This is a genomic window from Bacteroides sp. AF39-11AC (assembly GCF_003474285.1).
In the GTDB taxonomy this organism is placed as follows: Bacteria; Bacteroidota; Bacteroidia; order Bacteroidales; family Bacteroidaceae; genus Bacteroides.
Genome location: NZ_QROH01000005.1, coordinates 288,861 through 312,463, shown reverse-complemented (window position 1 = coordinate 312,463; position 23,603 = coordinate 288,861). Strand labels below are relative to the sequence as shown.

29 protein-coding genes are annotated in these 23,603 nt (G+C 41.0%); 4 read left to right on the top strand and 25 right to left on the bottom strand.

Annotated elements, in window-relative coordinates; translation table 11 throughout:
• The first annotated feature begins 55 nt into the window (after positions 1-55).
• Complete coding sequence (locus DW036_RS12555) at positions 56-598, top strand: hypothetical protein (protein WP_118464695.1); 543 nt, start codon at positions 56-58, stop codon at positions 596-598.
• A gap of 58 nt (positions 599-656) precedes the next feature.
• Entirely contained in the window at positions 657-1,055 is a 399-nt protein-coding gene (locus DW036_RS12550) for a hypothetical protein (RefSeq protein WP_118464694.1), read from the top strand.
• A gap of 45 nt (positions 1,056-1,100) precedes the next feature.
• On the opposite strand, the gene DW036_RS12545 is transcribed toward DW036_RS12550, so the two are convergent.
• From DW036_RS12545 to DW036_RS12535, 3 genes are all read right to left on the bottom strand, one after another.
• A complete protein-coding gene (locus DW036_RS12545) occupies positions 1,101-1,475 on the bottom strand; it encodes a pyocin knob domain-containing protein (RefSeq protein WP_118464693.1) in 375 nt (124 codons plus the stop codon).
• A 61-nt stretch (positions 1,476-1,536) separates the two neighbouring features.
• The gene (locus DW036_RS12540; protein WP_118464692.1) at positions 1,537-2,016 is read right to left on the bottom strand and encodes a hypothetical protein; all 480 of its coding nucleotides are present in this window, start codon (positions 2,014-2,016) and stop codon (positions 1,537-1,539) included.
• Between the two features lie 75 nt (positions 2,017-2,091).
• Complete coding sequence (locus tag DW036_RS12535; protein WP_118464691.1) at positions 2,092-2,487, bottom strand: hypothetical protein; 396 nt, start codon at positions 2,485-2,487, stop codon at positions 2,092-2,094.
• Between the two features lie 110 nt (positions 2,488-2,597).
• Between DW036_RS12535 and DW036_RS12530 the strand changes: the two genes are divergently transcribed.
• Positions 2,598-3,077 (top strand): hypothetical protein, encoded by a 480-nt coding sequence (locus DW036_RS12530; RefSeq protein ID WP_118464690.1) that lies wholly within the window; start codon positions 2,598-2,600, stop codon positions 3,075-3,077.
• A 27-nt stretch (positions 3,078-3,104) separates the two neighbouring features.
• Here the strand turns inward: DW036_RS12530 and DW036_RS12525 are convergent, their stop codons facing one another.
• The 15 genes from DW036_RS12525 to DW036_RS12455 all read right to left on the bottom strand — a co-directional run bounded on the left by DW036_RS12525 (position 3,105) and on the right by DW036_RS12455 (position 18,371).
• Positions 3,105-3,608, bottom strand: coding sequence for a hypothetical protein (locus DW036_RS12525; protein WP_118464689.1), 504 nt, complete (start codon positions 3,606-3,608; stop codon positions 3,105-3,107).
• A gap of 101 nt (positions 3,609-3,709) precedes the next feature.
• The gene (locus DW036_RS12520; protein ID WP_147401486.1) at positions 3,710-4,789 is read right to left on the bottom strand and encodes a hypothetical protein; all 1,080 of its coding nucleotides are present in this window, start codon (positions 4,787-4,789) and stop codon (positions 3,710-3,712) included.
• A gap of 10 nt (positions 4,790-4,799) precedes the next feature.
• The gene (locus tag DW036_RS12515) at positions 4,800-5,870 is read right to left on the bottom strand and encodes a hypothetical protein (protein WP_118464687.1); all 1,071 of its coding nucleotides are present in this window, start codon (positions 5,868-5,870) and stop codon (positions 4,800-4,802) included.
• Entirely contained in the window at positions 5,867-6,205 is a 339-nt protein-coding gene (locus tag DW036_RS12510; RefSeq protein ID WP_118464686.1) for a hypothetical protein, read from the bottom strand. The genes DW036_RS12515 and DW036_RS12510 overlap by 4 nt, the downstream gene beginning before the upstream one ends.
• Before the next feature lie 3 nt (positions 6,206-6,208).
• Entirely contained in the window at positions 6,209-7,408 is a 1,200-nt protein-coding gene (locus DW036_RS12505; protein WP_118464685.1) for a hypothetical protein, read from the bottom strand.
• 180 nt (positions 7,409-7,588) lie between these two features.
• Positions 7,589-8,740: a hypothetical protein gene (locus DW036_RS12495; RefSeq protein ID WP_118464683.1), complete on the bottom strand. Its 1,152-nt coding sequence runs from the start codon at positions 8,738-8,740 to the stop codon at positions 7,589-7,591.
• Positions 8,715-10,292, bottom strand: coding sequence for a hypothetical protein (locus tag DW036_RS12490; protein WP_187374608.1), 1,578 nt, complete (start codon positions 10,290-10,292; stop codon positions 8,715-8,717). The genes DW036_RS12495 and DW036_RS12490 overlap by 26 nt, the downstream gene beginning before the upstream one ends.
• 56 nt (positions 10,293-10,348) lie before the next feature.
• Positions 10,349-12,433, bottom strand: a complete 2,085-nt coding sequence (locus DW036_RS12485) for a hypothetical protein (protein WP_118464682.1) — start codon at positions 12,431-12,433, stop codon at positions 10,349-10,351.
• Complete coding sequence (locus tag DW036_RS12480; RefSeq protein WP_118464681.1) at positions 12,430-16,338, bottom strand: hypothetical protein; 3,909 nt, start codon at positions 16,336-16,338, stop codon at positions 12,430-12,432. The genes DW036_RS12485 and DW036_RS12480 overlap by 4 nt, the downstream gene beginning before the upstream one ends.
• A 5-nt stretch (positions 16,339-16,343) precedes the next feature.
• A complete protein-coding gene (locus DW036_RS12475) occupies positions 16,344-16,760 on the bottom strand; it encodes a hypothetical protein (protein ID WP_118464680.1) in 417 nt (138 codons plus the stop codon).
• Between the two features lie 56 nt (positions 16,761-16,816).
• Positions 16,817-16,966, bottom strand: a complete 150-nt coding sequence (locus tag DW036_RS25540) for a hypothetical protein (RefSeq protein WP_158585963.1) — start codon at positions 16,964-16,966, stop codon at positions 16,817-16,819.
• A gap of 119 nt (positions 16,967-17,085) precedes the next feature.
• Positions 17,086-17,355 carry a 5-formyltetrahydrofolate cyclo-ligase gene (locus tag DW036_RS12470; protein ID WP_118464679.1) on the bottom strand — a complete coding sequence of 90 codons (270 nt, stop codon included), beginning with the start codon at positions 17,353-17,355 and terminating at the stop codon, positions 17,086-17,088.
• Positions 17,345-17,614 (bottom strand): hypothetical protein, encoded by a 270-nt coding sequence (locus DW036_RS12465; protein WP_118464678.1) that lies wholly within the window; start codon positions 17,612-17,614, stop codon positions 17,345-17,347. Before DW036_RS12465 ends, DW036_RS12470 begins: the two co-directional genes overlap by 11 nt.
• Positions 17,611-18,132 carry a hypothetical protein gene (locus DW036_RS25960; RefSeq protein WP_229129570.1) on the bottom strand — a complete coding sequence of 174 codons (522 nt, stop codon included), beginning with the start codon at positions 18,130-18,132 and terminating at the stop codon, positions 17,611-17,613. The genes DW036_RS12465 and DW036_RS25960 overlap by 4 nt, the downstream gene beginning before the upstream one ends.
• Positions 18,129-18,371 (bottom strand): hypothetical protein, encoded by a 243-nt coding sequence (locus DW036_RS12455; protein WP_118464677.1) that lies wholly within the window; start codon positions 18,369-18,371, stop codon positions 18,129-18,131. The genes DW036_RS25960 and DW036_RS12455 overlap by 4 nt, the downstream gene beginning before the upstream one ends.
• A 478-nt stretch (positions 18,372-18,849) precedes the next feature.
• On the opposite strand from DW036_RS12455, the gene DW036_RS12450 reads away from it, so the two are divergent.
• Entirely contained in the window at positions 18,850-19,395 is a 546-nt protein-coding gene (locus DW036_RS12450; protein ID WP_147401484.1) for a KilA-N domain-containing protein, read from the top strand.
• 54 nt (positions 19,396-19,449) lie between these two features.
• On the opposite strand, the gene DW036_RS12445 is transcribed toward DW036_RS12450, so the two are convergent.
• From DW036_RS12445 to DW036_RS12415, 7 genes are all read right to left on the bottom strand, one after another.
• A complete protein-coding gene (locus DW036_RS12445; RefSeq protein WP_147401482.1) occupies positions 19,450-19,917 on the bottom strand; it encodes a hypothetical protein in 468 nt (155 codons plus the stop codon).
• Between the two features lie 7 nt (positions 19,918-19,924).
• Positions 19,925-20,638, bottom strand: a complete 714-nt coding sequence (locus DW036_RS12440; protein WP_118464674.1) for a hypothetical protein — start codon at positions 20,636-20,638, stop codon at positions 19,925-19,927.
• Positions 20,639-20,919: 281 nt separating this feature from the next.
• Positions 20,920-21,366, bottom strand: coding sequence for a helix-turn-helix domain-containing protein (locus DW036_RS12435; RefSeq protein WP_118464673.1), 447 nt, complete (start codon positions 21,364-21,366; stop codon positions 20,920-20,922).
• 224 nt (positions 21,367-21,590) lie between these two features.
• The gene (locus DW036_RS12430; protein ID WP_118464672.1) at positions 21,591-22,004 is read right to left on the bottom strand and encodes a DUF5053 domain-containing protein; all 414 of its coding nucleotides are present in this window, start codon (positions 22,002-22,004) and stop codon (positions 21,591-21,593) included.
• A gap of 69 nt (positions 22,005-22,073) precedes the next feature.
• Entirely contained in the window at positions 22,074-22,250 is a 177-nt protein-coding gene (locus tag DW036_RS25760; protein ID WP_165361029.1) for a hypothetical protein, read from the bottom strand.
• A gap of 89 nt (positions 22,251-22,339) precedes the next feature.
• Positions 22,340-22,573 (bottom strand): hypothetical protein, encoded by a 234-nt coding sequence (locus DW036_RS12420; protein WP_118464670.1) that lies wholly within the window; start codon positions 22,571-22,573, stop codon positions 22,340-22,342.
• 2 nt (positions 22,574-22,575) lie between these two features.
• Positions 22,576-23,511, bottom strand: a complete 936-nt coding sequence (locus DW036_RS12415) for an amidoligase family protein (protein ID WP_118464669.1) — start codon at positions 23,509-23,511, stop codon at positions 22,576-22,578.
• Positions 23,512-23,603: the final 92 nt, after the last annotated feature.

The following is a 23,603-nucleotide window of genomic DNA, read 5'->3' as shown; positions in this document are numbered from 1 at the left end:
AAACTAATCCTGCCTGAACAAATAACACAAAGGACGCCCGTTAAAAGTAGCAGAGATGATCGAAACAATTAACACCAAAGATTATAATAATGATCTGGAGACAAAAGATAGCCTACATAAAGTGAAGGCAGTAGATGGTTCTGGTAATGATATACTTGTGTCACCTGGTATTGTGGCCAATAGTGGAGGATGTGGAATGTTGAGAGGACCTTTAGAGCAAGACAAATGGTACAGAATAGCGATAGGAGGTTTTGGAAACTCAGCAAATTCAGCAATTATCAATATAGGCAAATACTATAATAATGGTAGCCCTACTTCTCAATTGTTTTATGTAAGTGCAGATGGTTATAGCAATGGGCAAACTGTTATTCAATTGGCAAGAGGAGGAATTAGTAGATCTATAGCAAAGGCGAGAATAATATATCAAGAATCGATACAAGTAAGAGTTATATTGGATATTTATATTGCATCACCGAAGAGCAATGACTTTACTATATCTTACAGCAACAATTTGGGTTTTTCATTCCAACCTCCAGAAGAAGTCAGTGCAGATATTCCAGAGGGCTATTCTGTCAAAGAATTTACGTTTTTAGAATAGGGTGACTTCGGTCGCCTATTTTTATACCATATCTTCCGCCCGTTAAAAGTGTAAAGGTATGGCAGTTGAGAAAGTGAAGCTAACAGACAGTAGTGTGATTGAACAGATCAGGGACAGCATGCCTACAGCAACAAGGCAGGCAAAAGGATTAATGCCTGTTATTACAGAAAGAAGTCCTTATCAACAATATATATTATTAGATAAAGATTTGGAAATGGAATTTGATTACAGTTATGGTATGATAGCTCTATGGTCTACTCAAAAAGGATATTCCTCAATCATACTTCTTGGAACGGTGGCTCTTAATATCGTTTCTGAAATAAGCGGGATTGGATTTAGTTTATCAACCGTGAAAGATACAGCAGGAAAAGTAAATGTATATAAAACTGCTGAGAATAAATTTATTATACAAAATAGGACTTATGATCAATTCCGATTCTATATCAGTTATCAATGATGAGATTGTAATTTATAGGGGCTATGCGCCCCTATAAATATGTTTTTAACCAGTAAATTCTATTTTTCTCCATGGCCCCCAAGTTGCTCCATCATGAAATGAACGAACATATAACATTGAATAGCTTGCAGGGGATGAAAAGCGTTGTAAAATCCAATCTTTAGAATGAAATAAAGTCTCTAATATTGCAAGTCGATCAATGGGTGCATTTTCCCACGAAGACGAGGTGATAATACTGGTTCTTTTAATGGAATTACAATCAACAGTAGTCCCAATACGTTTTTCCACAAGATTACTTACTAAATTAACTTTATCTATTTTCCCTTGATTTCCTTCTTTTTCTCCATAGATATACGATATATCTGTTACTGGAGTAAAGTCTTTCATCACTTCTGATAATTGCACTGTCTCTATCGCCATATCTGCTACTTTTAACGGGCAAAAGAAATGAATGGGAAATAATAGCTTAATGTAATTAGTATTATTTAGTAAAAGATATTTCCGTTAACGTGCTAATATCTATGCCTGTTTGTTCTTCCCAAATAAGTTCCCCTGAGAATATGAAATCCGGTTTGCAATAAATGATATGATACGCTGCTCCTATATAAGCATATACATATCCTCCATCATGGTAAAATTTAATATATTGGGCACTTCCACTGCGCTTATAAATATTTATAATGGACATACCTTCTACGTTAGTATATGCATTCGAATAGATGCTGAATTCTGATATATCAGTTGATTCTCCGCGCCGAAATAATACGGTTACTTTACCTGAGAATCCGTATCTTTTACATGAAAACAATTTTATTAATTTATTGGGGGATTCAGCGGTTTGTAATGACTTGGTTACATATTCTTGATTATATAACCCACTTTTATTTGTTGTGGCTATGGGCAAACTTCCTCTTACTTGCTCTACAACGTCTGCATCTGTTATTTGAATCTTCTCGATCATCTCTGCTACTTTTAACGGGCAAAAGATCTGGAATAATTATAAGCAAAATAAATATGGGTTCAGATTTGGTAAGTGTTATTGACTTCTCATAAAGCAATAAGTTAGCTTGAGTTCTTGATTACGATTGTTTCTCACTGAAAAAGAATACTCACCTCCTGATATGACAGATAACTTATCCTGTACATTACTTAAAAAGGAAAACATACTTCCTGTTTCTGCTATTTTCACATAAGTACATGCATGTAGGAATAGAATACTTGAGCCGGTTGCACTATTTGACAACAAAATAAGACTATACTTAATGTCGAATTTTACTTCTTCATCTGCTGCCAAAGTAATGACACCTTTTATTGTACTATATGCCATACCTGGCGTAGCTAATCCTTTTTCCTCGTTAGTAGCGAGTTGCATTCCTTTTCTGATTTCTTCTGCCACGCTTGCATCAGTAATCTTAATCTTTTCTATTACCATATCTTACACTTTTAACGGGCAATATAACTCACAGTTTTTTACTCAACTGACTATTGTGTTTTTGCTGGGTAATTTTCCTGTATAAAGAATGCCCGTTAAAAATAGCATATATGGAAAAGATATTGATTAGTGATGTAGGTATAGCGGAAGAAATCAGGAAACAGATGAATGTTGCTACTGAAAAAGAAAAAGGGCTTATGTCCAGTATTGATAAAAAGCGTACAAACCAAACCTTACTATATGGTTATTATTACAATGCAATTAAAATTGGGAAATTTACTTCATGGGAAAGAGCCTCCTTTATCGTACATGGAATATATGTACAGGCCCCTTTCTTATTTGTACTGAGTATGTATAATGTGCAAAATGATACGTCAAACGCTCCCAAAATATTCATAACTAATCTAAACTCGAAAATGCCATTTAAAATTTATTGGAAAAAAGAGAATGGTTATCTTGACATATATTTAGTTTCAACGGCTAATTCAGCGACTTCAGATGCCGAAAGTTTCAATATATTAGGTAATAAAACAGTTGAAAGAATGAAGTTAATCGTGGATGATAGTTATACTGAAATAGCCGTTTTATGAATAATAGGGGCATAATGCCCCTATTATTCATGTAACATCAATATACGTTGCTGCATCAACTTCCTCCTGATTGGCAACTGATAAAGGTGTAATGTCATTATAAGGTATAGTAGTATTCAGAATCTTTATATATATAGATGGCGTATATTGCGTGCGTTCCAATATAATTTTGAAAAAACCGGTGTTTTCGTTACTCCATATCTTAAATCGTGGAGTTGTCGGAGCATTCGCCCCACCTATCCGATTTAAAATTATCGCAGGCGCCTTCAAAATATCGACTGATCTATTGATGGCCATATAAAATAGGGTCATCGGTCCGCCACCGAAGGCAGCGAGGCTGATAAGTAAGGAGGTGGATATTGCTGTTGAGGATGCCCCTTCATACACAATTCTCGAAGTTGTGGTTGCGATCATCTTTTCCTTCCTTACATCACTGGCAGGGTTAAGCCCGTTTTTCTCAGTCGTAGCCACGGGAATCACATCTGTTAATTCGTTCACTACATCTGAGTCCTTCAAATAAACTTTTTCCATATATGGTATTTTTAACGGGCGTTTTTTCTATCAAGAAAATCAGCCCAATTTAACATTTAATTTTTAATCTCGTTTTGTAATTATAAATTTTCATACAGCAATTAACTATTGCCATATTCTTTAGTTGTAACATTATTTTTTCTAAATAGAATACGTTGTGGAGATATATTAACAGTATAATTATCGCCTAAATATAAAGAACTAAACGTAATACTACCAGGCAGAATTGTCGTCTTGCCACCCAAAGAACCAGTTGGAGTCATATCATATAGTTCGATTACAGGAGTAGTATAATCTTCTATCGTAGAAAAACTAATCTTTCCAACAAGATTTCCAAGGAAATCATACATCGAAATACTATTAGTGACCGGATCAATAACGATTCGTTTACCTTCAGAAGCGGTAGAAATCTGCCCTGTCAGTTCAACTTTGTTCCCTTTAAATAACCCTGTGAGAAAATTCAAAAGCAGATTAGGAGTAAAATCCTCCGTACCAAACTTTCGGAAATCATTGGTAGGATTGCCCGATGCATCAACACCCTGCTGCGATATCATATATTCATCCTGGAATACAGCCGAGCCTATCAAAGCGAAATTAAGGAGAGCAATCTCGGCCGCAATTAACTTGTCGTAAGGATAAGGCGTCCACAGTCCACTCTCTTGATGAGCTTCAATCCATTCCTTCGGGCTAATCTCCGTATTTCCAGAAACGCGGCTGGTCCACATGTACAGCACATTGTCTTGCTTCAGATACTCTCCGTTCTTATACACATTTTCCACGTTCCAATCATCCGAGCGTGGAAAAGGCGTAGGATTGGCGGCAATAATGTTCACCTGCTTGCTATCAATCTCTTTCGTCCGTGCAGCATCCTCATAAGCATAGATACTGATACGGTTAGCGGTAGCATACTGATCTGAAGGAATAGTGTAGTCATAAGAACTGACCTTTGAAACAGGTTTGTCCTCAAACAACTTCGTGACACTACTCCCTACAACACTTTCAACCCTGAACGTGAGATAAGCAGACATAGCCACCTTATTACTCCCTTCACCGGCCCAAAACCGGACCTGTAACGGTGCAGCCTGTACGTTATTAGCATCCAAAGATACCGTCTCAGGATTGACACCAATCCAAAGGCGTTCCGTTTCGGCTATTAAGTAGAATGTTCCTGTTAGTATCATATCATACAATTTATGCAACCCCGCTAATAGAGCCTGACAGGCCCATTTTAGCCCGAACCATGTCCTCAAAAGGAATCTTTGCATTGGTTCCCGTAAATGTGGCGGAATCCTTTCCCGTCAAAATAAATGCGGCACCGGCATTGTCTTTCAGAGAGAATGTCCAACTCTTAATCAGGGATGGAACTTCCTCTCCCGTGCTACGTTTTGCGGCAACAGGAGTGACCGTTGCCGTTTCACCCTTCTTTACTGTATTACCGCTAATGCCGGTAATCTTGATGATCGTATAGTATGGATCGGAAAAGTCAGTCACTTCATCATACCCGGAGGCGACTAATGAGCCGTCTTTCTTCACATCACAGCGCAATTTAAGTACGTTATCCACATCATTGGTAGAAACCACTTGAGTGCGAGATGTACCCCAGTTCGTGTCACCTGCTCCAAGCATTTTCACCCACTGAAAAGTAAAGCCGGTGTAGTCAGTGACTTCAACGCCATCCTTAAAGATACGGACTGTATCGGTTAACGACTCCCCGGCCGTAAGAAGCTGAGACCCCTTGTTATTCGAAATCAAGGCATCGTACTGGTTGCCGGTGGATTCCTGAATGACAACCTCCTTGGACAACGCATTGAAACCGATAGAGGAACCGGAGATTTCAACAGTACCTGAAACAGTGATCCGGTCATTGTCATACCCGGAGATGGGTACAAGATTCTTCATTACACGCAGGGCCGGTACCTTATAAGTAGCTCCACCAATGGTAGTACTGTAAGCGTCTATTTTCTTGAAATAACCGACCATACCGGAGTTCGTAGACAAACCGTTATTGTCAAATGTCAGTAACAAGTCATTGTAACGATACTCAATCGTATTGGGTACAAGAATGCTACCGTTAGAAATATCACGCAGAATAACAACGACAGTCGGACGGCCGTTTTCGGGTAGTGCAGTAAAGTCCGGTATAAAAACAACCGTCCCTTTATTATACCTCTGTACAAGCGGAGTGCCTTCTACACGAAGTGTTCCGTTGATGGTAGTACCATCCATTAAAGCAATAAGTGTAAAACTTCCTTCAAGATTCATACCTCACCCCCTTCCTGTTCAACTGGGTTTTCGGCCGATTCTTCAGTAGTGATATCTTCTTCCGGAGATTCACTATCACTACTACTTTCACCAGTTACCGGTTCTTCACTATTGTTGCCCTCATCTTCTTGGGGAGGATCATAAAGGCCGCTCTCCTTTTGCTCTTTTATTAGCACTTTCAACTTGTCATCCGAAAGGATTTCAGGGCTGAAATTGGAAAGCACCTTCAAAGCACTGAGCGGCAGGATTACACGGCCGTCCGGAATACGTTCCGCATACTTGTAATCGTAACCCTGCCCGTCCAGTTCTTCAGGTTTCACTAACAGATAATTCATAAGCTATTCATATTTAGATATTATAATCAATTTGCCGTCACTTGTAGTCAGGACTTTATTATCGCTTGTAGTCACCAATGCCGTTACCGCATACATTTTCACAGCAGCATATATCGATATGGGATATAAAGGATCAAACGAATAGGTCGAAGGGATAAACTCCACCGTTCTTCCACGACCAACATTTTTTGCTGTACTACCAGCCTTGGCGGATTTTGCATACCAGTCAATCACAAATAGACTATCCTTGCTACTGTCAATCAGTTGCTTGTTATACGACAATATACACTCGTAACCTACAGTGGTATTCATGCGAGAGTTGATCTTAATGCCTTTCGTCTGCCGAATGTCGGCACGCAATGTCCCCGGCATCTCCACTTTGATGGAAGTCGTCGCCTGCATCTCGTCCGAAGTCGGAGAAGATGGACGCATACCGCTATAGTAAGCACCACGAACACGGACTGAAATATTCCTGAAGAACCGGGCATCCAGTGTAAGAGTTTTCCCCCAGGTACCATTGGCGTTTTTACCAGAAACGAATACATCTAACTCATCTTCTGAAAAGTCTCTCCACGTCGTACCGTCAAGAACCTGCCACCAATAAGCTGCGTTGGCATCAGATACTATATCTTCACCAGAATACACCTGAGCTGTGATCGAATAAAGCCATTCTCCTTTACTATTCGGTATTACTTCGAGCGGGTTTATAGTCCATCCTTTTGGCCGGTTGATCTTCAGCGAATAATTGTTTGAGTCAAAAATACTCGTCCGGAGTACAGTGCTACGCTCAAACTTTTCCTGAGTATTCTTTCGCTTATCGGTAATCGAGAATATGCAGTGTAGCTCTATTGGACTGTTGTAGTCCACATTCTTTTTCACCGTCAAAGAATAAGTAGGTTTGCCTGTTGCGGACACGACATAATCATCGTTATTTACGATACGATTGCTACCGTCTGCCTTTGGAGCACCTTCATACCATTCGGCACCGGTAATCGCTTGGCTACCGTTCATCAGTCTCTCAGGGTCCTGAACCGAAATGTAAGGCATGAGTACGCAAGGGATAAGCGAGCGATCCGGTTCATAGTCGTTCGTATCCTTGTTATAGTTTTGCACAGGATTACCGGATAGAACCTGTATCTCCGCAAGGAAAGAATAAGGATCAATATGTACCTGTACGTCTTTGGGTTGGGTTTGTATAGCCATTTTAATAAGTGTCTATTATAGTTATTTTCTTATGCCCTGTTTTTTCTGTTACCAACTCCTCAAGGCTCTTACCACCGACTCTCTGAATAACAATTGTCATTCTACGGCACGGTATAAGTCCCAAGAACTTGTACCGGTATTCAACAAGGCAAGGAAAAACTTTTTCTAATCCCATAACTTTCAAATTCTAAATCCAACATAATTTTCTACTGTCTCAATATCTTCGCCCACCGGGATGAATACCCGGCAGATGAACTTCACCGTTCTAACTGAAAGCCCCCATTCGCTCCCCATGTCAACGGAAGTCAGTCGGATAACATGCTTCTGTCCGTCCACATAGACAGGCTTCCAACTGTTATCGGCAGGGATATTCCCGGTATCCCGTAACCACTCCACTTCGACACCGATAGTAGCCATAAGGACATTGGTGATATCACGGTTACCATAACTCACAACGGCAGCAATATCGGTATTCACACCGTTTTTGAAGAACTGCCAACCGGCAGTAGAAGTAAACTCTAGGTAATAGTTCTTATCCCCTTCGAGCAATACCCAACCAGCGGAGTTCCATTTAGGTTCTTCAGTCGTTTTATCAATCAGGCATCCCCATTTACAGCCATAATGATAAGCAGTATGCTGTTCCAGTGTAGTTATTACCTTCTGATTCTCTAAAAGAGTTTCATAGTCTACAAATCGGTAAGGTTCATCTCCCTGGGCGGTTTCCAAAGACCATTCACCTCGATCCACTTTTTTAGGAATAATCGTTCCGTTCCAGTCGGCTTCATAGATTTTCTCAAAAACACCTATCTTCGACATTACACCGACGTCAGTAGAGCCGATAGGAAGCTTCTCTATCATCTTCACATTGGGGAAACGCCCAAGGGTAAGTGCATAGTTGTAGTCTTCGAGTATCGGCTTAAACACATTCTGCAAAAACATGATCCTGCCTTCACGGGAAGATATCAGCCAGCTTTGAGCACGCTCGTTCGGAGCTTCACCAGCATCCGGAACTTTCGCATTACCTTTACGAGTTACATTATACCCTTCAACCGGTGGGTAGTTCTTGCCGCCCGGTACTTCGCTGTCGGGATAAAGAACTACAGTCAAAGTATTATCATTGCGGTTTTTCGATACTGGTCTGAACCAAGAAGTATAGTAGTCGGTACCTCCGATCAACAGCGAATTAACGATAGAACATAATACGTCGTTTTCCTCTAATGTGGTCCAATCTGTATCTGTGCGTTTCTCCATAGTAAGCCGATAAGTGCCATCGTCCAACAATTCAACCTTTTCAATGGCGCCACAATCAGAGAAAGAGAAATCCCCGGCCATAGCATGAATTTCGTTTATGATAAGGCAAAACTGTCAATGAGTCCCGAATCTCCAAGCTGTTAAATTGCGCACGTCCATCAGGATATATGCCAGCTCCTTTACCGGCAATTAGCGAGTCGATAAACTCACCAAATTGTAGCAGATAATCGGTACGATCAACTCGATCTTTGTGTATGTACTTATCACCTTCGATATCACCTGCTATATCAGCATAACCGGCTTTGATCTTCTTATTGTTGACTAACAGATATTCTGCGACGTAGCTAAGAAGGTTCAAGAGGTCGATATTCCGGTGCTGGTGGCCAATACCACCTCCGGATCCGGCAAACTCTGCAAGCTGTTGACCAACGAAAGTGGCAAAAGCTTCAGCGGTCGTGATACCCCATTCTTCGGAGTATGGGTTTTGAATTGGAAAGAGTGCCCCCTCGGAAAGTGGAAGGCGAGGAAATTCAGCAAGCCGAGGGGGCACTGTAAAAGAACCGACTTCAGGAACAGTGATGCTGAGAACATCTGCTGGAATATCGGTTCTGGGGAGGTTTAATAAGGGACGGGCATCAGCATATTTGAATGTAAATGTGTAATTGGAAGGAAGAGCACGGTCAGTGTAGCTGACATTGCTTTCTGTTACGACAATCTGACGCAGGTAGTTACCGGCATAAAGATACTTAGCCTGGGAGGGGAAAAAGTCAAGTAACCACTTGCGCTCATCCTGATTCAAATGGCCGGTGTTTTTTTGAAACTTTCGTTCGGTATCGACACGGTACTCTTGAGAAATTTCGTCAATTTCTGCCAGGTTATGTGTATGCTCACCGCTGAATGTTGTAGTACCGTAGGCACGGAAGGTGTCAAGACCTCCGAGGGAATTTTCGAAGAGGATCCACTGCTCTTGCTCGGTACGCATGTCTTCAGCATAATAACGCTGTATGTATGTGAGACGCTGACCGGTTAGGTTTTCAACCCATATATCATAATAGGCTGGCAATTTATGGTCAAGCCAACCGGCAACTACAGAATACTGCAGAGGTATAGTGTATGCGATGCCGGCAACCATTTCAGCAACTGTGTAGTCGGTTTGTGATATCACGGATCCGGAAGTATCGGTGAAGTATGCGCGAAGCTTTGCCACACAAGGTATTGTGGCATAGTAAGTCAGGAACTCCGGAGAATAATAGGTAACCGGCTTTATTGATGGCTGCCATGTGAGGAAATTCTGCGTGAGGAAATTGGCAGCAGAATCGGCCAGGCGGTCAATACCGGAGCGGATGACACGGAAGGTTAATGTAGTGTCATTAATCATGGCTGTAAAATCTGAGGCAAGTGAGGATTGCTCATATACTTGTCCTGATTCGATCAGCTGGTAAGATAGCCGGGCATGGACGATATCACGCAGGTTTATTGTGATATGTCCATCTGCGGAAGGATCGTAACGCTGAGATAAGATTTCCACACCACCTTGTTTCAGAATAAAGGAAACCTGGACATCTGAAGAGATGTGGAATTCCTTTAGATTCTGAGATAGCGATAAAGCATCAGGTTGCTGCAGTATAGTCATATTGATTTCTTTTTATGCCAAAATTAGAGATAGAGAGGGGTTAATTAAAGGACAAATCAAGTAGGAGTTGTCGTTGGGCGTGAAGGACGTTCATTGGGATCCTTTTCTGAGAATAACGCTGGACGCAGGGATAAATCTATGCGATAATAAACTTTTCCACCTGTTCGACTTGTATAATATATATAATAAGAACGATGATAATAAGTACCTCCAGCATCGTAAATAGCCTTGGTTGGTGGTAAAGGATAAATGGCCGGAATTGTATTCTGATTTCTTTTATCTTCACTGATAGTATACCCGGCAGCAACATATTCATCTTCACTGACTTCTGTAGTAGAAGAAACAATCATCCATTTGTATTCTGTGTTCCGGACCATACGTTCAGATTCAGCTTTGGCTAAGGACAATGGCTCATAGAGTGAAGTTGTCATCAGTTCGGATGTAACCGGTTCCGATTTACCACCAATGGTGTATTTAAAGATATTGAAAAGTAATTCAACTCCCTGGAGAGAAACTTTGTGATGAACCTGCAGAGAGTTTTTCAGAGAGTTTGGGAGCAATAGATCAGCAGAAACCTTATGCATAGAGTTCCGAAGCATGTTATCGAACTTCCGATAGAATTTCTCAAAAATTCCAATAGGGCCATTGTATAACAGGGAATATCCCCATTTACCCAATAAATCATGATTGGTCCCGATCGCATAATTAGAACTATATTGCACGAAAGCTAAGATCGGTTTCTGATCCGGATTGTTCGCTACAACATCATCATCTGATGCTGTAGCGTCTTCAACGGAGCTTTCTACAGGGACACCATCAATCGTTGAATTGAGTGTGCGGCCATCACCAATATAAGGTGCTGTTTCTCCTCTTTTCATGTTGCCCCTGTTGGTTGTTGGCAGACCTGGAAAGGCAAGATATGATAAACAAAAAACACAGTCCGGTACTTTAACTTCATAGGCCTTGAGAGGACCGCCGGCATAATAGGGTATATTACCATCGGAAAGCCTTTCTTCAATAGTACTATCTGCATATCCTGTACGACAATAGCTACCATCAGCCTCTTTGTACCAGGCCTCAGGATATTTTGCCTCCAGTTCGTATGTAGCATCGTAGGTATTGCCTTCTGTAATAACAGTTTCTGAAGAGAGTTTGAGCTGTTGATAGCCGGGAAAAGATTCCTCTGGTTGGGATGCAAGGTAGGGTGTTAAATCGACTGTTGGCTTTGAATCTATGATGTCGTTGAACAATTCTATTCGTACAGTACGTGCGACTTCATCAGGTATAAACTCACAGCAAAACTTTTTGCGATACACATCAAGAATGGTGTTGGCCATACAATCGGGAACCAGGTGCGAAAGCCTTATAGTGCCATTAACTAAAGAGTCTATGGTGTTATTGATGAAGACCATCTTACTGAAAGGTTCACTCGTGGTAAGAAAATGATCGAGCAAGGTATAACCGAAGTAAGTGAAGATACGCCGCAACAGGTATGCAGCACGAATGAATGGTGAAATGTAATAACCTGGCTCAAGCTTAATAATACGATTATTGACGGTTTCTTTTCGTTCGAAAGAATTGTAAAAACGATAGCTCCCTTGGCCTGCATTACTGGCTATACAAGTTCCTTCAGCATTCATATAGTTGATGCGGTTGACATATCGACGATCGCCATCCAAGTTGACTGTTATTGGGAAAATAGCATAATCAGGATGGGAATTATCGCGAAGGGACCAACAGAAGTCAATTCCTTGCTGTACAGTAGTGATTCCTGGAATAACTTCATCGCCAAAGATATCGGTTAGAGCAACGTCTGATATCCTGGCAAGAAAAGAGCCTTCATTCATGTAGAAGGAAGTAGAAATCTTCTCATAGCGTTTTGCTGATAAAATGGCTTGCCGGCAGGGCATGAAGTAATCTCCATCCTGGATGCTACAGTCGATGTTGGCTGAAGGTTTGTTCTTGTTGGCCATACAATCGGGATAATTGGTAAGCTGACGGTTCAAGTCCGTATCCGGAAGATCAGTTGGCAAGGATTGTTCACCCCATTCATTGAAAAAGAGGTTAGGGCGTTCGATTTCAAGTTGAGTGCCAGGAGTGAGGTGATAGGCTTGACCAGCTTTAGTATTGACTATTTTCATGATGCTTGTTTTTTGGATCCAATGGAACGAGAACGATTGCGAAGTTCTGTCTTCCGCTCGATGTCGGAAAGAACAACTGAAGCCGGTACTCCATACTCATCAAGATGGATGATGGAACGAGCCAACTTCTCCATGAGTTCTGGCGGCAGTGCAGTGCCTGAGTTGCCAGCAGGTGTCGGATCCGGAGTTGAAGACGTCTTACTTATTGATCCGCCGGAAGCATAACCGGCCATGCGGGCACGAATGGCCTGGTTAAGATCGAGTGTGCGGATGTTGCCGGCTTGCTGGGATTTATCCAGGATATCCAGGATAGGTGCTACAGTGGGATTTTCGACGGCAGCATTGCTGGCTACCCATTCCTTTGATTGGCCGGCAGGCCCCTCTCCTACTATAACGGTAGGATGATCTATGAAACCACGAGCATCCGGATCATAATCCGTATCCGGAAAGAGTTTGCCGTCCTGGGCACGACGGACATCTATTTTACCACCTTCCTGACGACCGGTGGCGACGCGGGCACCGGTGGAAGCTCCGGAAGATGTACTTCCGGAGAGAGTCATATTCTTGACCTTATCGCGTTCGGCTTTGGCACTGGCTAATTGAGCAGCACCAGTAACTCCCATCAAAGTTGCAAAAATAGGACCAGCAATTGGTCCAAGTTCACCAAGTGCTTTCATTATGGCTACAGCTGTATCGGCAATGATCTGAGAGGCTTTAATTGCAAAATTGACATCAGCATACTTTTTCTGGATATCGAGTTTCTTCTGAGCCTTTTCATTCTCCAGGCGTTCAACTTCATCGGCATCACCCTTGGCTGCTTCTATTTCAGCGTCGTATTTGGCGTCGATCTGATCCATTTCAGCTTGTTGTAAAGACTGAATAGCATTGGAGAATAGATCCGCATAATAATCAAACTGTTTTTTATAACTGTCTCGCTTGAGATTTTGGACAGCCTGTTCGTATTCTTCTTCAGTGAGTAGTTGTTGAGCACGTGCGATCTTCAATTGCTCTAACTCTGCATTATGACGTTCCTGCTGAGTTGTGAGCCCGTATTGATTGCGAATAGCCAGGAGACGTTGCTGATATTCGGATTCGAGTTGCTCCTTGGCACGATAGTAGGCTTTGTCAAGCTCAGTGGTATCGAGGTTATTCTCTTCGGCCATTTCCTTCCGGGCCTGATAGGATGCCTTGAGCACCTCAAGTTGCATCGCATAATCTTCATCGACAGTAGTCAGTTTGAATTGATCCTTAAAACTTTTGATAAGTTCATTCAACTGGGTCTGCAGAGCAGCACGAGTAACATTGGCTTCTTTTTCAGCATTGATAACACGCTGATTGGATTTTCGGACGATGTCTTCTTTGGTGTTGGCATCAGTAAGGGCCATCGATTGGGCATCAGAATAATAGGACTGCTCAATCTTGAGACGGGCGTCGGCATTCTGTTTGTTCAGCTCCAACAGCATCATTTCGTACTGCTGCTTGGTGAGTTTACCGGTGGACTGGGCCGAGTTCAGAGCAGCCAGAGAATCGTTGTACGTCTTCTGCTGATTCTGCAAGTCTTCTTCGCGGAGAGCTTCGAGGGATTTCACAGCGGCCTGTTCGGTAGATATTTTGGCCTTTTGCTCTTTTTCGGCTGTTGTTCGAGCTTTTTCAGCTGCAGTATCAGCTTTCTTTTTGGCATCAGCAGCCAATTTTGCGGAACCGAGTTCCTTATATTTTTTGATTTCTTCATCCAAGCGTTCTATCTCTTTGTTCTTCAAGATAATATTTTCTTTGGTATCTTCCTTCCAGGTATTTTGCACCTTTTCTTTTTGCTTCTCCAGCTTTTTAATGATTGAGGTGGATTCAACTTGTTTTTTGATTTCTTCATCGGAGAGGCTTACCGTGGTTTTGATTGCCTTTATATAGGGTTCATACTTACGATTGATCTCATCAACACCGGTAGCAAGGTTTCGCTGATCAATTCGAAGAGCGAGAAACTGGTCTCGGAATTTGGTCATTGCATCACTTCCGAGGTTTGAACTGAAGTATTTCCCGAACGTATTCCAAAAGTCAGATAAATCGGTTTTAGAATCATTGAGTACCTTTTCTATTGATCCGCTAAACTTTGAATATACATCTTTCCCTATCTGACGTGAAGCTTCGGACATGAGGTATTCTATTCTGTCCATCTGAATAGATATATTTTTTTGCACATAGTCAGCCGTTGTTTGAGCTTTCATTTCGGTGGCAATGCGGTTGGTAAGGGCTGCGTTGGCTTCATTTTGAGCCTTCGTTATGTCTTTGAGGGAGGCTTTTTCGAGGTTATAGTTTGCCAAAAGGCCCGGATACTTGCCATTGAGTTCTTTTACAAGCTCGATGCGTTCGTTGGTGCTTGGGTTGGTTTTCTCGAGTTCGTTGAATATATTGTTCAGTTCAGTCCGCTCGCTGAGAAGGCGTTTATTAAGACTTTCGACAGAGGTATTGACCTTATCTGTTCGATTGCCAAAGAGCATGAAAGCAGCGGCAGCGGTGGTTATTAATGTCGTAACAATTCCGAGTGGTGAAGCCTTGAGCACAAGATTAAACATTTCAGTAGCTGCAGTAGCTAAATTGCATCGTCCTCTGTAAAGGTCTAAAACGATTAACTTGGCCAGAAATGCTTTTTTGGATAAACCAAGTTGCAATGCGTGGAGCTTCTCGGCAGCAACCGACTTAAGTGTACTTTGTGCATGTTTGGCATTCCATATTGTCGCAAGTTTCTGTGTCGCTATATAGGAGGTGTAGGCCGTTACCAAGAGAATAAGGGCCTTGCGATGTTTAACGATCCAGCCGATGAGTTCCATTGTGGAAACTGATGCACCGGAATAGAATTCATCCCATTTTTCTTTGATTGGCAGCAAGGTTTCACCAAGTTCAAGTTGTGCATTTTGAAAACGAACAGTGGCTGCCTGAGCGCGATCGGCAGAAGATACATAATTATCTCCTGCAGCTGCAAGCTGTTTATCAACAATAGCTGCAACTGCTGACATGAAATCGCCTGTCTGAGACATTTGCTCATTGATTTCGGCGGCAGATAAGCCAAGGTTATCCAAGATCATGACGGACTTACGCCCTAAACCTGTAACAATGGAGTTGGTCATATAGTCAACGGACTGGCCCGTTTGCTGTGCCTTGAGCTGGGCAAACTGCAGATATTTGCCAAGGTCCTCAAGCGGGATCCGGAAGTCGTTAGCCTGTACAGTAGCCTTCATAAGATCAAGATCGGTGACAGTTCCCTTGGTAGCTTTACGTAAGTTATTGAGGATAGTCCCGTCATCGAGCGCATCGAAAGCCTTCTTCACACCATCGGCAGACTCGGCCATTTCAATACCTTCCGCAATAACTTCTTTCATCTTCTGAATGTATTCTCCAGCCTTCTCGGCCAACTTGGCAAATACGATGCCTGACATGGCCGCTAAAGCCGTTTCGGAAGTGGATATTTCACGCAGACTTTTGGCACTGACCTTGAGCTCATTCATACGCTCATCGACTTTTTTGATCTGGCTCTCCAAGAGTGCATAGCGTTCCGGATCCAATGCCTTGGATACATTGTCCAGTTCTCGATGCAGGTCCCGGGATTGTTTCTTGAGTTGCGCCATCGAGAGGACGTTGACATCGAGCTTGCGGGTGAGTTCGCCCATCCGCTTGTTATTGTCGGATATCTGTTTGCCGTAGGCCTTGTACTCTGCTGCCAATTTCTTATAAGTATCGCTCTCTTTTTTGCCTTTGGATTCAAGTTCAATCATGGACTTAAGGCGTTCACGTTGTTGCTGTTTGAGGTCCTTTGTTGCCTTAGAAAGAGCATAAATTTCCTTTTGTGCCTTATCTGTTTCGGCAGAAATGATGTATTTGATTTCGTCTTCAGATAGGTGCTTTTTTGCCATATCAATTAACTGTTAGATTGTTCATTCTGGAGTGATTCTTCCAGTTTCTTACGGATAGAGTTGCGGATTTCTTCGGTAAATCCATACTGGATTTCTGGGAAAGTCTCATGATAAAGTACTCCCCATACAACACGATTGTAGATAGCCAGATTGCTCCGGATATGCCGAGATATACGATCCTTACCACGACGGTAGTTGATATCCAAGAAACGAAGGTAGGGAAAGATGCGCATGTAGTAGACTTGTTTGGAGTCGGAAGACTGTGAAGTAAACGGGCGGCGCGCGAGGTGAGCCAAAAGATTACCCGAACGGGTATGGAGATATGTACGAACTACATTTTCTTGTGTTTCGTATATCTTGCTAATGCCACGAGACATGACATCATTGACAAATTGGGTTCTAATAAGTTCGTCTGTAATCATATTCGCTGCTTATTTACAGCGAAAGTAAGGCGGAAAAGAGAATAGAAAAAGGACAGTTATCGGCGGAAAATAATCCAATAAATAAAGATACCGACGATGGGGAGAGCCAACGACAAGATAATGTAGAAGAGTTTATCAACCGATGAATGAATGGAAATCATCGGCATCAGAAGCAATACAATCACTATGTAAACGAGATATAACATATTAGCAATTTTTCTTTATCCAAAAATAGACAATTTATTCGACATAAGCAAGATAACCCCGGGAAACTTGGTATCTTTTGTGTAACTAATGCGGTTATAGTTTCCCGGGATTCTCTCTACTATATTTCTTTCGCCTGGAGCATCCAGCGGAAGTCTAAGCCTGCGGATCCGGGCCGGTTCTGGTACCGGTAGCCGGCATCGTGCATGGCTTGATGAACTTGATCCTTGGTGATCTGAGCACCCGGATCAATGCGACGGATGGCGTCGAAGACTTCATCGGTGGTAAACCAATGAGTCGTATGACGGGCATCGGGCGCCGGCTTGAATGATGCAGACAAGGCTGCAACGTGAATACTAATATCTGTGATAGTTTGTTCTTTATTTTTCATCGTTATCTAATTTAAAGGTTGATAAATGGCGACTAATTTCACGGAGATTGCGAACGATATGTAGACGTTGAGTATCGGCATCTTTACCATATGGAAATGTTTCTTCCAATATAATATCAATTACTTCATCGACATTGGATATCATAGCACAAACATAGTTCTGGTCTTGCATGAACTTGATGGACTCAATGGAAGAAGAAGAGATTTGTGCTCCATCAATATTAATAGGATAGAGTTTATTGTCCTCATTGGTAGTCATTGCTTACCTCCTTTCGAATTAATGCAATGCTCAGTGGCAGGATCAGCTGATATCTCCGGATCCGCACAATGGGAACAGATGGTCTGAGACTCATCGGCCCACCAACAGGTTCCATGATCGGGATGAAAGCATGGATCATTTTCAGTGCATCCGCAAATACGGCAGACACCTGGAGTTACAAGAGTTTGAGTTTTGAGCATTCCTTCGCCAAAGCTATAATAACCACGCACTGAAGCGTAAGAGATGAAGCAAACAGACTGATTGTCATCGTTGCCTACCCTTACACTGAACTGACCATCTTGTGAATCGAAGACACCGGCACTAAAGGTAATAGCTTTTGTTTTGGGGTACTTCTGATTGAGTTCATTGACTTTTGCTTCAAAGGAACACTTCAAAGAGTCCAGAGCACATTGATCAGTGATCAACAGACGATCGAAAGCTTTCGCAAACTCGCACATTTCCCGCCCCTTTTTGTTGACGTTGGAATAGGTTTGCACATGGTGGATGAAGAACATCATTTGGAACCTCCTCTCTTTGATTTTTGCGCCATAAGGTAGCAATAAACTACAACTAAGATGCAGGGTAAACAGATAAATGTAGCGCAGATGCTGGCAATGGTAGCAATGTACCAACGGTCGGAAGTGGTTTTAACTTCGCAGTCACATAGACTGCGGTAATAACGCTCTTGGAGCGTGTTACAATCCTGCGTTGAGCGGGATACAGACACGGAAGACGTGCCTTGGGTTAAAGTTTTCATATACTGTGAATTGTTTGGCTGTTACTGGCAAGTTTTCTTGCACCCAAATAGATGCAAGAACGGCTGCCAGTTTCCCGTGTCGCCAAACAACTCACAGTATAATCCCCGAAGAGCATTATAAAATGACAGGAAAAGACAGCCGTATTCGTAAACCTTAAGGTTACTTCTACAATTTCGTATATTAATCTGAAAATTCAGACCTATGGACATAAAAATAGCCCAATTTCGTATTGAGCATCTAACCGGAGCTCATCGGCACAGATTCACTGTGAGTTATTTGGCACTGCAAATATGGGAATTTATTTTGGAAGTGCAAAAAGAAAGCATAAAAACTTTCAATATCACATCACAATCAGCAAAATAAAACACTATATTTTTACTATTTATTTTAAAATATCAAGTATAACTATTTGATTGTCAATTATTTATATTATATTTGCACCTGTTTTACTTTTTATTAATCCAAACATTATCTAAAATGGAAACAAAAATTTGTGTATTTGAAGAAAATCCAATCACTTTTGCATTGGAAAAAAACAATGGTATGATGATTAATGCTACTGAAATGGCAAAGCCGTTCGGGAAAAATGTTGGGCATTTCATGGAAAATGACTCAACGAAAAATTTCATTAGAGCGTGTCTAAATAATCGGAATTCCGATTATTTAGGCATCAATTCGGAGAGCGATTTGGTCAACCCCCGGCAAAAAAGTGGCACATGGATGCACCGCATCTTAGCACTCAAGTTTGCGGCATGGCTGTCCCCAGATTTTGAAGTATGGGTCTATTCCACTATTGAAAACCTCCTTTTCGGAAAACATGTTCAACGTGAGCAATCATTTGAGCGTACTTTGAAATTTCAGAAAGAGCTGGATGAGTTGAAAGACAAGCCCCAGAAAACAGGCGAAGATTTTGAACGATACTTGGAACTTGATAGAGCTTTGAAACATGAAAAAGCGGTACGTAAATCGCTAACATCAGAAGCGGTCACTGGCATGCGATCATTATTCAGTGAAGATGATTAAAATCGACAGAGACAGACATAAGAAAAGCGGAGTTTTTAGGCTCCGCTTTTCTTATTATTTATAGACATCATCCCAAGTGCCTTTTTTTTCTTCTTCCGCTGCTTGTTTTCGTTCCTTCTCTTCTTTCCGTTCTTGCTTATATTCACCAAGAAGCCTTATTCCATCCATAATGGACTCACCGTTACCGATTTCTTTAAATAATATATACCGGTAAGTTTCGGCACCGCCCTGGCCTTTCACAGCTGCAGAAAAAGCCGTATGAAGTTTCCAGCCACGATCTGCCATAAAGTTTAGAGCATCAATCATTGATGAAAAAGGCATAATCTTACCATTATCATCCACCATTTGATTATCACTCGAAGCTCTATAATAATAACCCTGGCTTCCAAAATCAAAAGAAATTTTTATGCTACTTCCAGAAAAGGCGGCTGTACCTACCATTTCACAATAAACAGTGCGTAGTTGTGCATGAGCGGACAAGGCCAAACTTATCAGCACAAAGATAAATAGTACTTTTCTCATTACATATTTATTTAGATTCAACATATTCTTTAATTAAATGATAGTCACGATCTATTTGAAAACTGAGTGCCATCTTTACTATTGATGTAGGATTTTTTTTCCCTATTTCCTTTTCATTGTGATAGTAGCACCTCCATAAGTCTAAGGCGTAAATATGCATTTTGGGATAATAAGCAGCTGTATTGAAAACTAAATACTCATTATCAGCTATGCGTTTATAATGTAGCCCTTTATATTGACTACCACTTTCCAATTTATCTTCTACGAAGTTGAATCCCCACTCTTGTATTTTACACTTAAGTTCTTCATAAATAATATCTTTTGCATGATTGGGATCAATCTGTATCAAAAGGCAACGTCTGTCATTATCGCTTAGCTCAATATTGGGGCATAACTCTTCCATTTCTTTCCAAGTTATTCGAGTAGCTGACTGCAACAGAATGCTATAATACTGCTTGTAATTGCACTCAATAGCTATAGATTTAAGTCTTCCATAAATATATTGATAAACCTCGGAATCCCAGCACTTTTTATAGTGAATCCAGTGTATTTTTCCTTCGATGTACTGTATAAAATATAATTTTCCATTAATCGTAGTTTTATATGCACATAAATCACTACAGATATTACATTTATCCTCTCGAGATAAATGAAATTGCAAATTGTGCTTGCCTTTACTTTTTTCTGACTCTATGAAAGAGTTCCAAATATTATATTTCATTATATTTCAATTTTAATTTCTATTTTTGTATCAAAATCAGTTAGTTATGAAAGACGAAATGAAAATTATAAAACTTGAGAAGCAAATTTCGACCTTATACGAATACATATTTGCTCTACAAACATCTATTGATCGCTTACCAGCCATTGTCTTAGTATGTTTCTTGCTGGGGTTGATAGTAGGAGTCCTGCTATAAACGATATAATACCTATAATAAAGTTATATATCTATATTGACAAAAACAAAAGAGGCATTCCTTAGAGGAATACCTCTTTATTTTGTTATACCTTTAAGAATTCTATGAGTTTATACTCCTCTAAGACATCATCAATAAGAGTCATGAACTTTCTTCCGATACCTTTTATCGTTAAAAGTTTTACAGATGTTTTTCGAGCTTCCAATAACTCTCCTAAAGTATATATTTGGTTTTGGTTTAATAAATACACGAGTCTTTTAGGGAGTGGAGTATATGAAATATTCCTATTGAAATACTCTAAATTAACTTTTTCTTCATCATTGATAAGCACTTTTTTGGTAAATGATAATTCATATCCCATACAATAAAGTAACGTCAATAGTTCTTTTACTCTAAGTGGATATCTGTCTGTTTCAATTCTTTCAAGATGAGTTTCAGATAATCCACTTTTTTCAGAAAGCTCTTTGATAGATAATTTTTCATTTTTACGGAGAGAGGATAACTCTTCACCTATTAAAAAAAAGTGTTTCATTTTTTTGATTTTTGCTTATTAGCCGCTTATACGTTGCCGCCGTTAATTTTTACAAAGATAATAGATTTATTTCCAACAACAAATAAAAAAGGCCTCCAACTCGTGGAAGCCTTCTAATCAGAGGGAAAATAATAGTATTCAATAAATACTCAGCGTTCTTTATACGAACTTTACCCTCAAATTTTGGTGTTTTTAAAAACGATGCTCCTTTCCAGGATGCATTGTTACAATACAGCACTCATAGCGCTTAATTTCTTTCCTATATCATTTAATGCAGCAGACAATGTACTCAATTCATTAGGAGTAAAAGTAGCTTCTTTGCCATTTACTTTGTTACCATTGAGGCGTTGATAAAACCAAGAAGAGGATTTACCGAAGTATTTACGGGCAATGTATGAGACGGATATTGCTGGCAATACTTCTTTCATTTTATCACGCAATACTTCTTGCCGAACATCCTCTAATTTATTGTGGATATTTGCAAAGTCTTGTTTGACGCCTTCCAAAAGCCTTTCATCATCTTCTGTATCCATTGATTCCAGCAATTCCGAAATTTCTTTGTCAATTTCAACACGATGGGCTTCATCACTTTTTTTCCAAAGCTCTTTCAACTCAAAAAAACGTTCAGTTTTATCCATATAACAAAGTTTTAAGTCCAACGAAAGGAATCCCGCCCTTGTGGCCAACAAGGGCGGTTTTCCTTCTGGTCAATACAGCTTACCACCCAAACTCTTGATTTCCTCTTCGAGTCGTTTGATTTCTGCTTCAACCACCGCTTTCATGTTCCTGCTTCTTGAAGACAGTTGATGATGTCTGCGGAGATAAAATTGCAGGTCTTCTTCCAGCTCTTTTATCCGAGCCTTTAGCTCTTTGTCATTACTCATTGAGATCTCTTGTCTTAATGACAATGCAAAAATAACATTTTTATTATTAGCATCCAATTAATTCAATAACAAAAATGTTATTAGATTGATTATTTAACATTTACGTAACCATAAGTAGACAAATCCTCCAAAAAGTGTTCTGGGGAATCGGCTCGGATCACATGGCCGGTCTGATCGTGAAATCGGTCGGTAAAATGGTACATGTATTCCTGGTCGGTACATTCACTATCGAAGCGGCTGCTTTCGCGTAACTTGGTTACAAAATCGGCGGCGCAGGTGGCGGTAATTTTACCGCCGTCCTGCAAAATGTAGGTTATTGTCATTATTATGCTAACTTTTTAGTTCTGAGTTTGAAAAATATTTTTTGGTCAGCGGTTAAAAAAGGAATGCTTGATAGTTGGCATCCTGCGTTAACCATGCCTTGTTGTGCAAAGGTAATCATGTTTGCGGCAAAGCGTATCCAATTCTCCATTTTTGTGAAGTTGGTGGTACCGCCATGTTGGCGAAATTCAACTGTGCGGTGGCGGGCGTAGGCTTCGAGGTTCAGCTTGTGGTAGCGGGCGTTTCCAAAGACTGAGCGTAGCTGTGTGATGTTTTGGGCCTCCCGAATGCGACTTTCAGATATATTGGAAAGAGTTTTGCAGTAGATATTATTGCGGCGGTTGCTCGGCATAAATCCGTCGATTACCGGCTCGAGGCGGCGGTAGGTTATTGCCAAGTTGCGCCAAGTCTCGATGGTAAAGTCTGCAGCGTCCATGTGGATGTGTAGGCCGCAGCTGTTATTCACTTTTACATTGCAATACTCAAGTACCCAGCAAACTTTTTGTAACTCCTGTAGTCCGGCCTCTCCTTGCAGTATCGGGCTTACCAACTCGAAAGTGTTGTTTCCGCTAAGGCTGGCGTCTGTTACAAGCTTCCAATGGTCGCGCGTGTCATGGTTGTAACCCTCAACTACTACGTTGATTCCGGCCTCGCGAAGCTCGCAGGCGAGGTGATGTTTATCGCAGTTATAGGCTTCAATCTCGATGCCGAAGCGGCGGTTAAAAGTGTAGTCTATTTCAGAAAGAATTGCAGATGCAGGTTGATGGTTAAAAGTGCCTGCCTCAAGCATTTTTTTGTAAACGTTTTGCACGAAACCGTAGTTTCCGTTGGTTACCAAGTCGGCTACCTGGCGGCGGGTTAAACCTAAAAGAAGGAGCTGTTGTATTTTCGCTGTCTTCGTTATGTTCTGATTGAGAATGTTTGTAACTTGTTCGTTCATAATGATTTACCTTTATTATTGTACAGCTAAGGTAACACTATTAACGCACACAACGTAGTAATATCTTCTTTATTATCAGCTACTTAGCTTTG

What these genes read in the sequence shown, in the direction of transcription:
- DW036_RS12555 (WP_118464695.1), top strand. Translation starts at nt 56, where the DNA reads ATGATCGAAACAATTAACACCAAAGATTATAATAATGATCTGGAGACA.
- DW036_RS12550 (WP_118464694.1), top strand. Translation starts at nt 657, where the DNA reads ATGGCAGTTGAGAAAGTGAAGCTAACAGACAGTAGTGTGATTGAACAG.
- DW036_RS12545 (WP_118464693.1), bottom strand. Translation starts at nt 1,475, where the DNA reads ATGGCGATAGAGACAGTGCAATTATCAGAAGTGATGAAAGACTTTACT.
- DW036_RS12540 (WP_118464692.1), bottom strand. Translation starts at nt 2,016, where the DNA reads ATGATCGAGAAGATTCAAATAACAGATGCAGACGTTGTAGAGCAAGTA.
- DW036_RS12535 (WP_118464691.1), bottom strand. Translation starts at nt 2,487, where the DNA reads ATGGTAATAGAAAAGATTAAGATTACTGATGCAAGCGTGGCAGAAGAA.
- DW036_RS12530 (WP_118464690.1), top strand. Translation starts at nt 2,598, where the DNA reads ATGGAAAAGATATTGATTAGTGATGTAGGTATAGCGGAAGAAATCAGG.
- DW036_RS12525 (WP_118464689.1), bottom strand. Translation starts at nt 3,608, where the DNA reads ATGGAAAAAGTTTATTTGAAGGACTCAGATGTAGTGAACGAATTAACA.
- DW036_RS12520 (WP_147401486.1), bottom strand. Translation starts at nt 4,789, where the DNA reads ATGATACTAACAGGAACATTCTACTTAATAGCCGAAACGGAACGCCTT.
- DW036_RS12515 (WP_118464687.1), bottom strand. Translation starts at nt 5,870, where the DNA reads ATGAATCTTGAAGGAAGTTTTACACTTATTGCTTTAATGGATGGTACT.
- DW036_RS12510 (WP_118464686.1), bottom strand. Translation starts at nt 6,205, where the DNA reads ATGAATTATCTGTTAGTGAAACCTGAAGAACTGGACGGGCAGGGTTAC.
- DW036_RS12505 (WP_118464685.1), bottom strand. Translation starts at nt 7,408, where the DNA reads ATGGCTATACAAACCCAACCCAAAGACGTACAGGTACATATTGATCCT.
- DW036_RS12495 (WP_118464683.1), bottom strand. Translation starts at nt 8,740, where the DNA reads ATGGCCGGGGATTTCTCTTTCTCTGATTGTGGCGCCATTGAAAAGGTT.
- DW036_RS12490 (WP_187374608.1), bottom strand. Translation starts at nt 10,292, where the DNA reads ATGACTATACTGCAGCAACCTGATGCTTTATCGCTATCTCAGAATCTA.
- DW036_RS12485 (WP_118464682.1), bottom strand. Translation starts at nt 12,433, where the DNA reads ATGAAAATAGTCAATACTAAAGCTGGTCAAGCCTATCACCTCACTCCT.
- DW036_RS12480 (WP_118464681.1), bottom strand. Translation starts at nt 16,338, where the DNA reads ATGGCAAAAAAGCACCTATCTGAAGACGAAATCAAATACATCATTTCT.
- DW036_RS12475 (WP_118464680.1), bottom strand. Translation starts at nt 16,760, where the DNA reads ATGATTACAGACGAACTTATTAGAACCCAATTTGTCAATGATGTCATG.
- DW036_RS25540 (WP_158585963.1), bottom strand. Translation starts at nt 16,966, where the DNA reads ATGTTATATCTCGTTTACATAGTGATTGTATTGCTTCTGATGCCGATG.
- DW036_RS12470 (WP_118464679.1), bottom strand. Translation starts at nt 17,355, where the DNA reads ATGAAAAATAAAGAACAAACTATCACAGATATTAGTATTCACGTTGCA.
- DW036_RS12465 (WP_118464678.1), bottom strand. Translation starts at nt 17,614, where the DNA reads ATGACTACCAATGAGGACAATAAACTCTATCCTATTAATATTGATGGA.
- DW036_RS25960 (WP_229129570.1), bottom strand. Translation starts at nt 18,132, where the DNA reads ATGATGTTCTTCATCCACCATGTGCAAACCTATTCCAACGTCAACAAA.
- DW036_RS12455 (WP_118464677.1), bottom strand. Translation starts at nt 18,371, where the DNA reads ATGAAAACTTTAACCCAAGGCACGTCTTCCGTGTCTGTATCCCGCTCA.
- DW036_RS12450 (WP_147401484.1), top strand. Translation starts at nt 18,850, where the DNA reads ATGGAAACAAAAATTTGTGTATTTGAAGAAAATCCAATCACTTTTGCA.
- DW036_RS12445 (WP_147401482.1), bottom strand. Translation starts at nt 19,917, where the DNA reads ATGAGAAAAGTACTATTTATCTTTGTGCTGATAAGTTTGGCCTTGTCC.
- DW036_RS12440 (WP_118464674.1), bottom strand. Translation starts at nt 20,638, where the DNA reads ATGAAATATAATATTTGGAACTCTTTCATAGAGTCAGAAAAAAGTAAA.
- DW036_RS12435 (WP_118464673.1), bottom strand. Translation starts at nt 21,366, where the DNA reads ATGAAACACTTTTTTTTAATAGGTGAAGAGTTATCCTCTCTCCGTAAA.
- DW036_RS12430 (WP_118464672.1), bottom strand. Translation starts at nt 22,004, where the DNA reads ATGGATAAAACTGAACGTTTTTTTGAGTTGAAAGAGCTTTGGAAAAAA.
- DW036_RS25760 (WP_165361029.1), bottom strand. Translation starts at nt 22,250, where the DNA reads ATGAGTAATGACAAAGAGCTAAAGGCTCGGATAAAAGAGCTGGAAGAA.
- DW036_RS12420 (WP_118464670.1), bottom strand. Translation starts at nt 22,573, where the DNA reads ATGACAATAACCTACATTTTGCAGGACGGCGGTAAAATTACCGCCACC.
- DW036_RS12415 (WP_118464669.1), bottom strand. Translation starts at nt 23,511, where the DNA reads ATGAACGAACAAGTTACAAACATTCTCAATCAGAACATAACGAAGACA.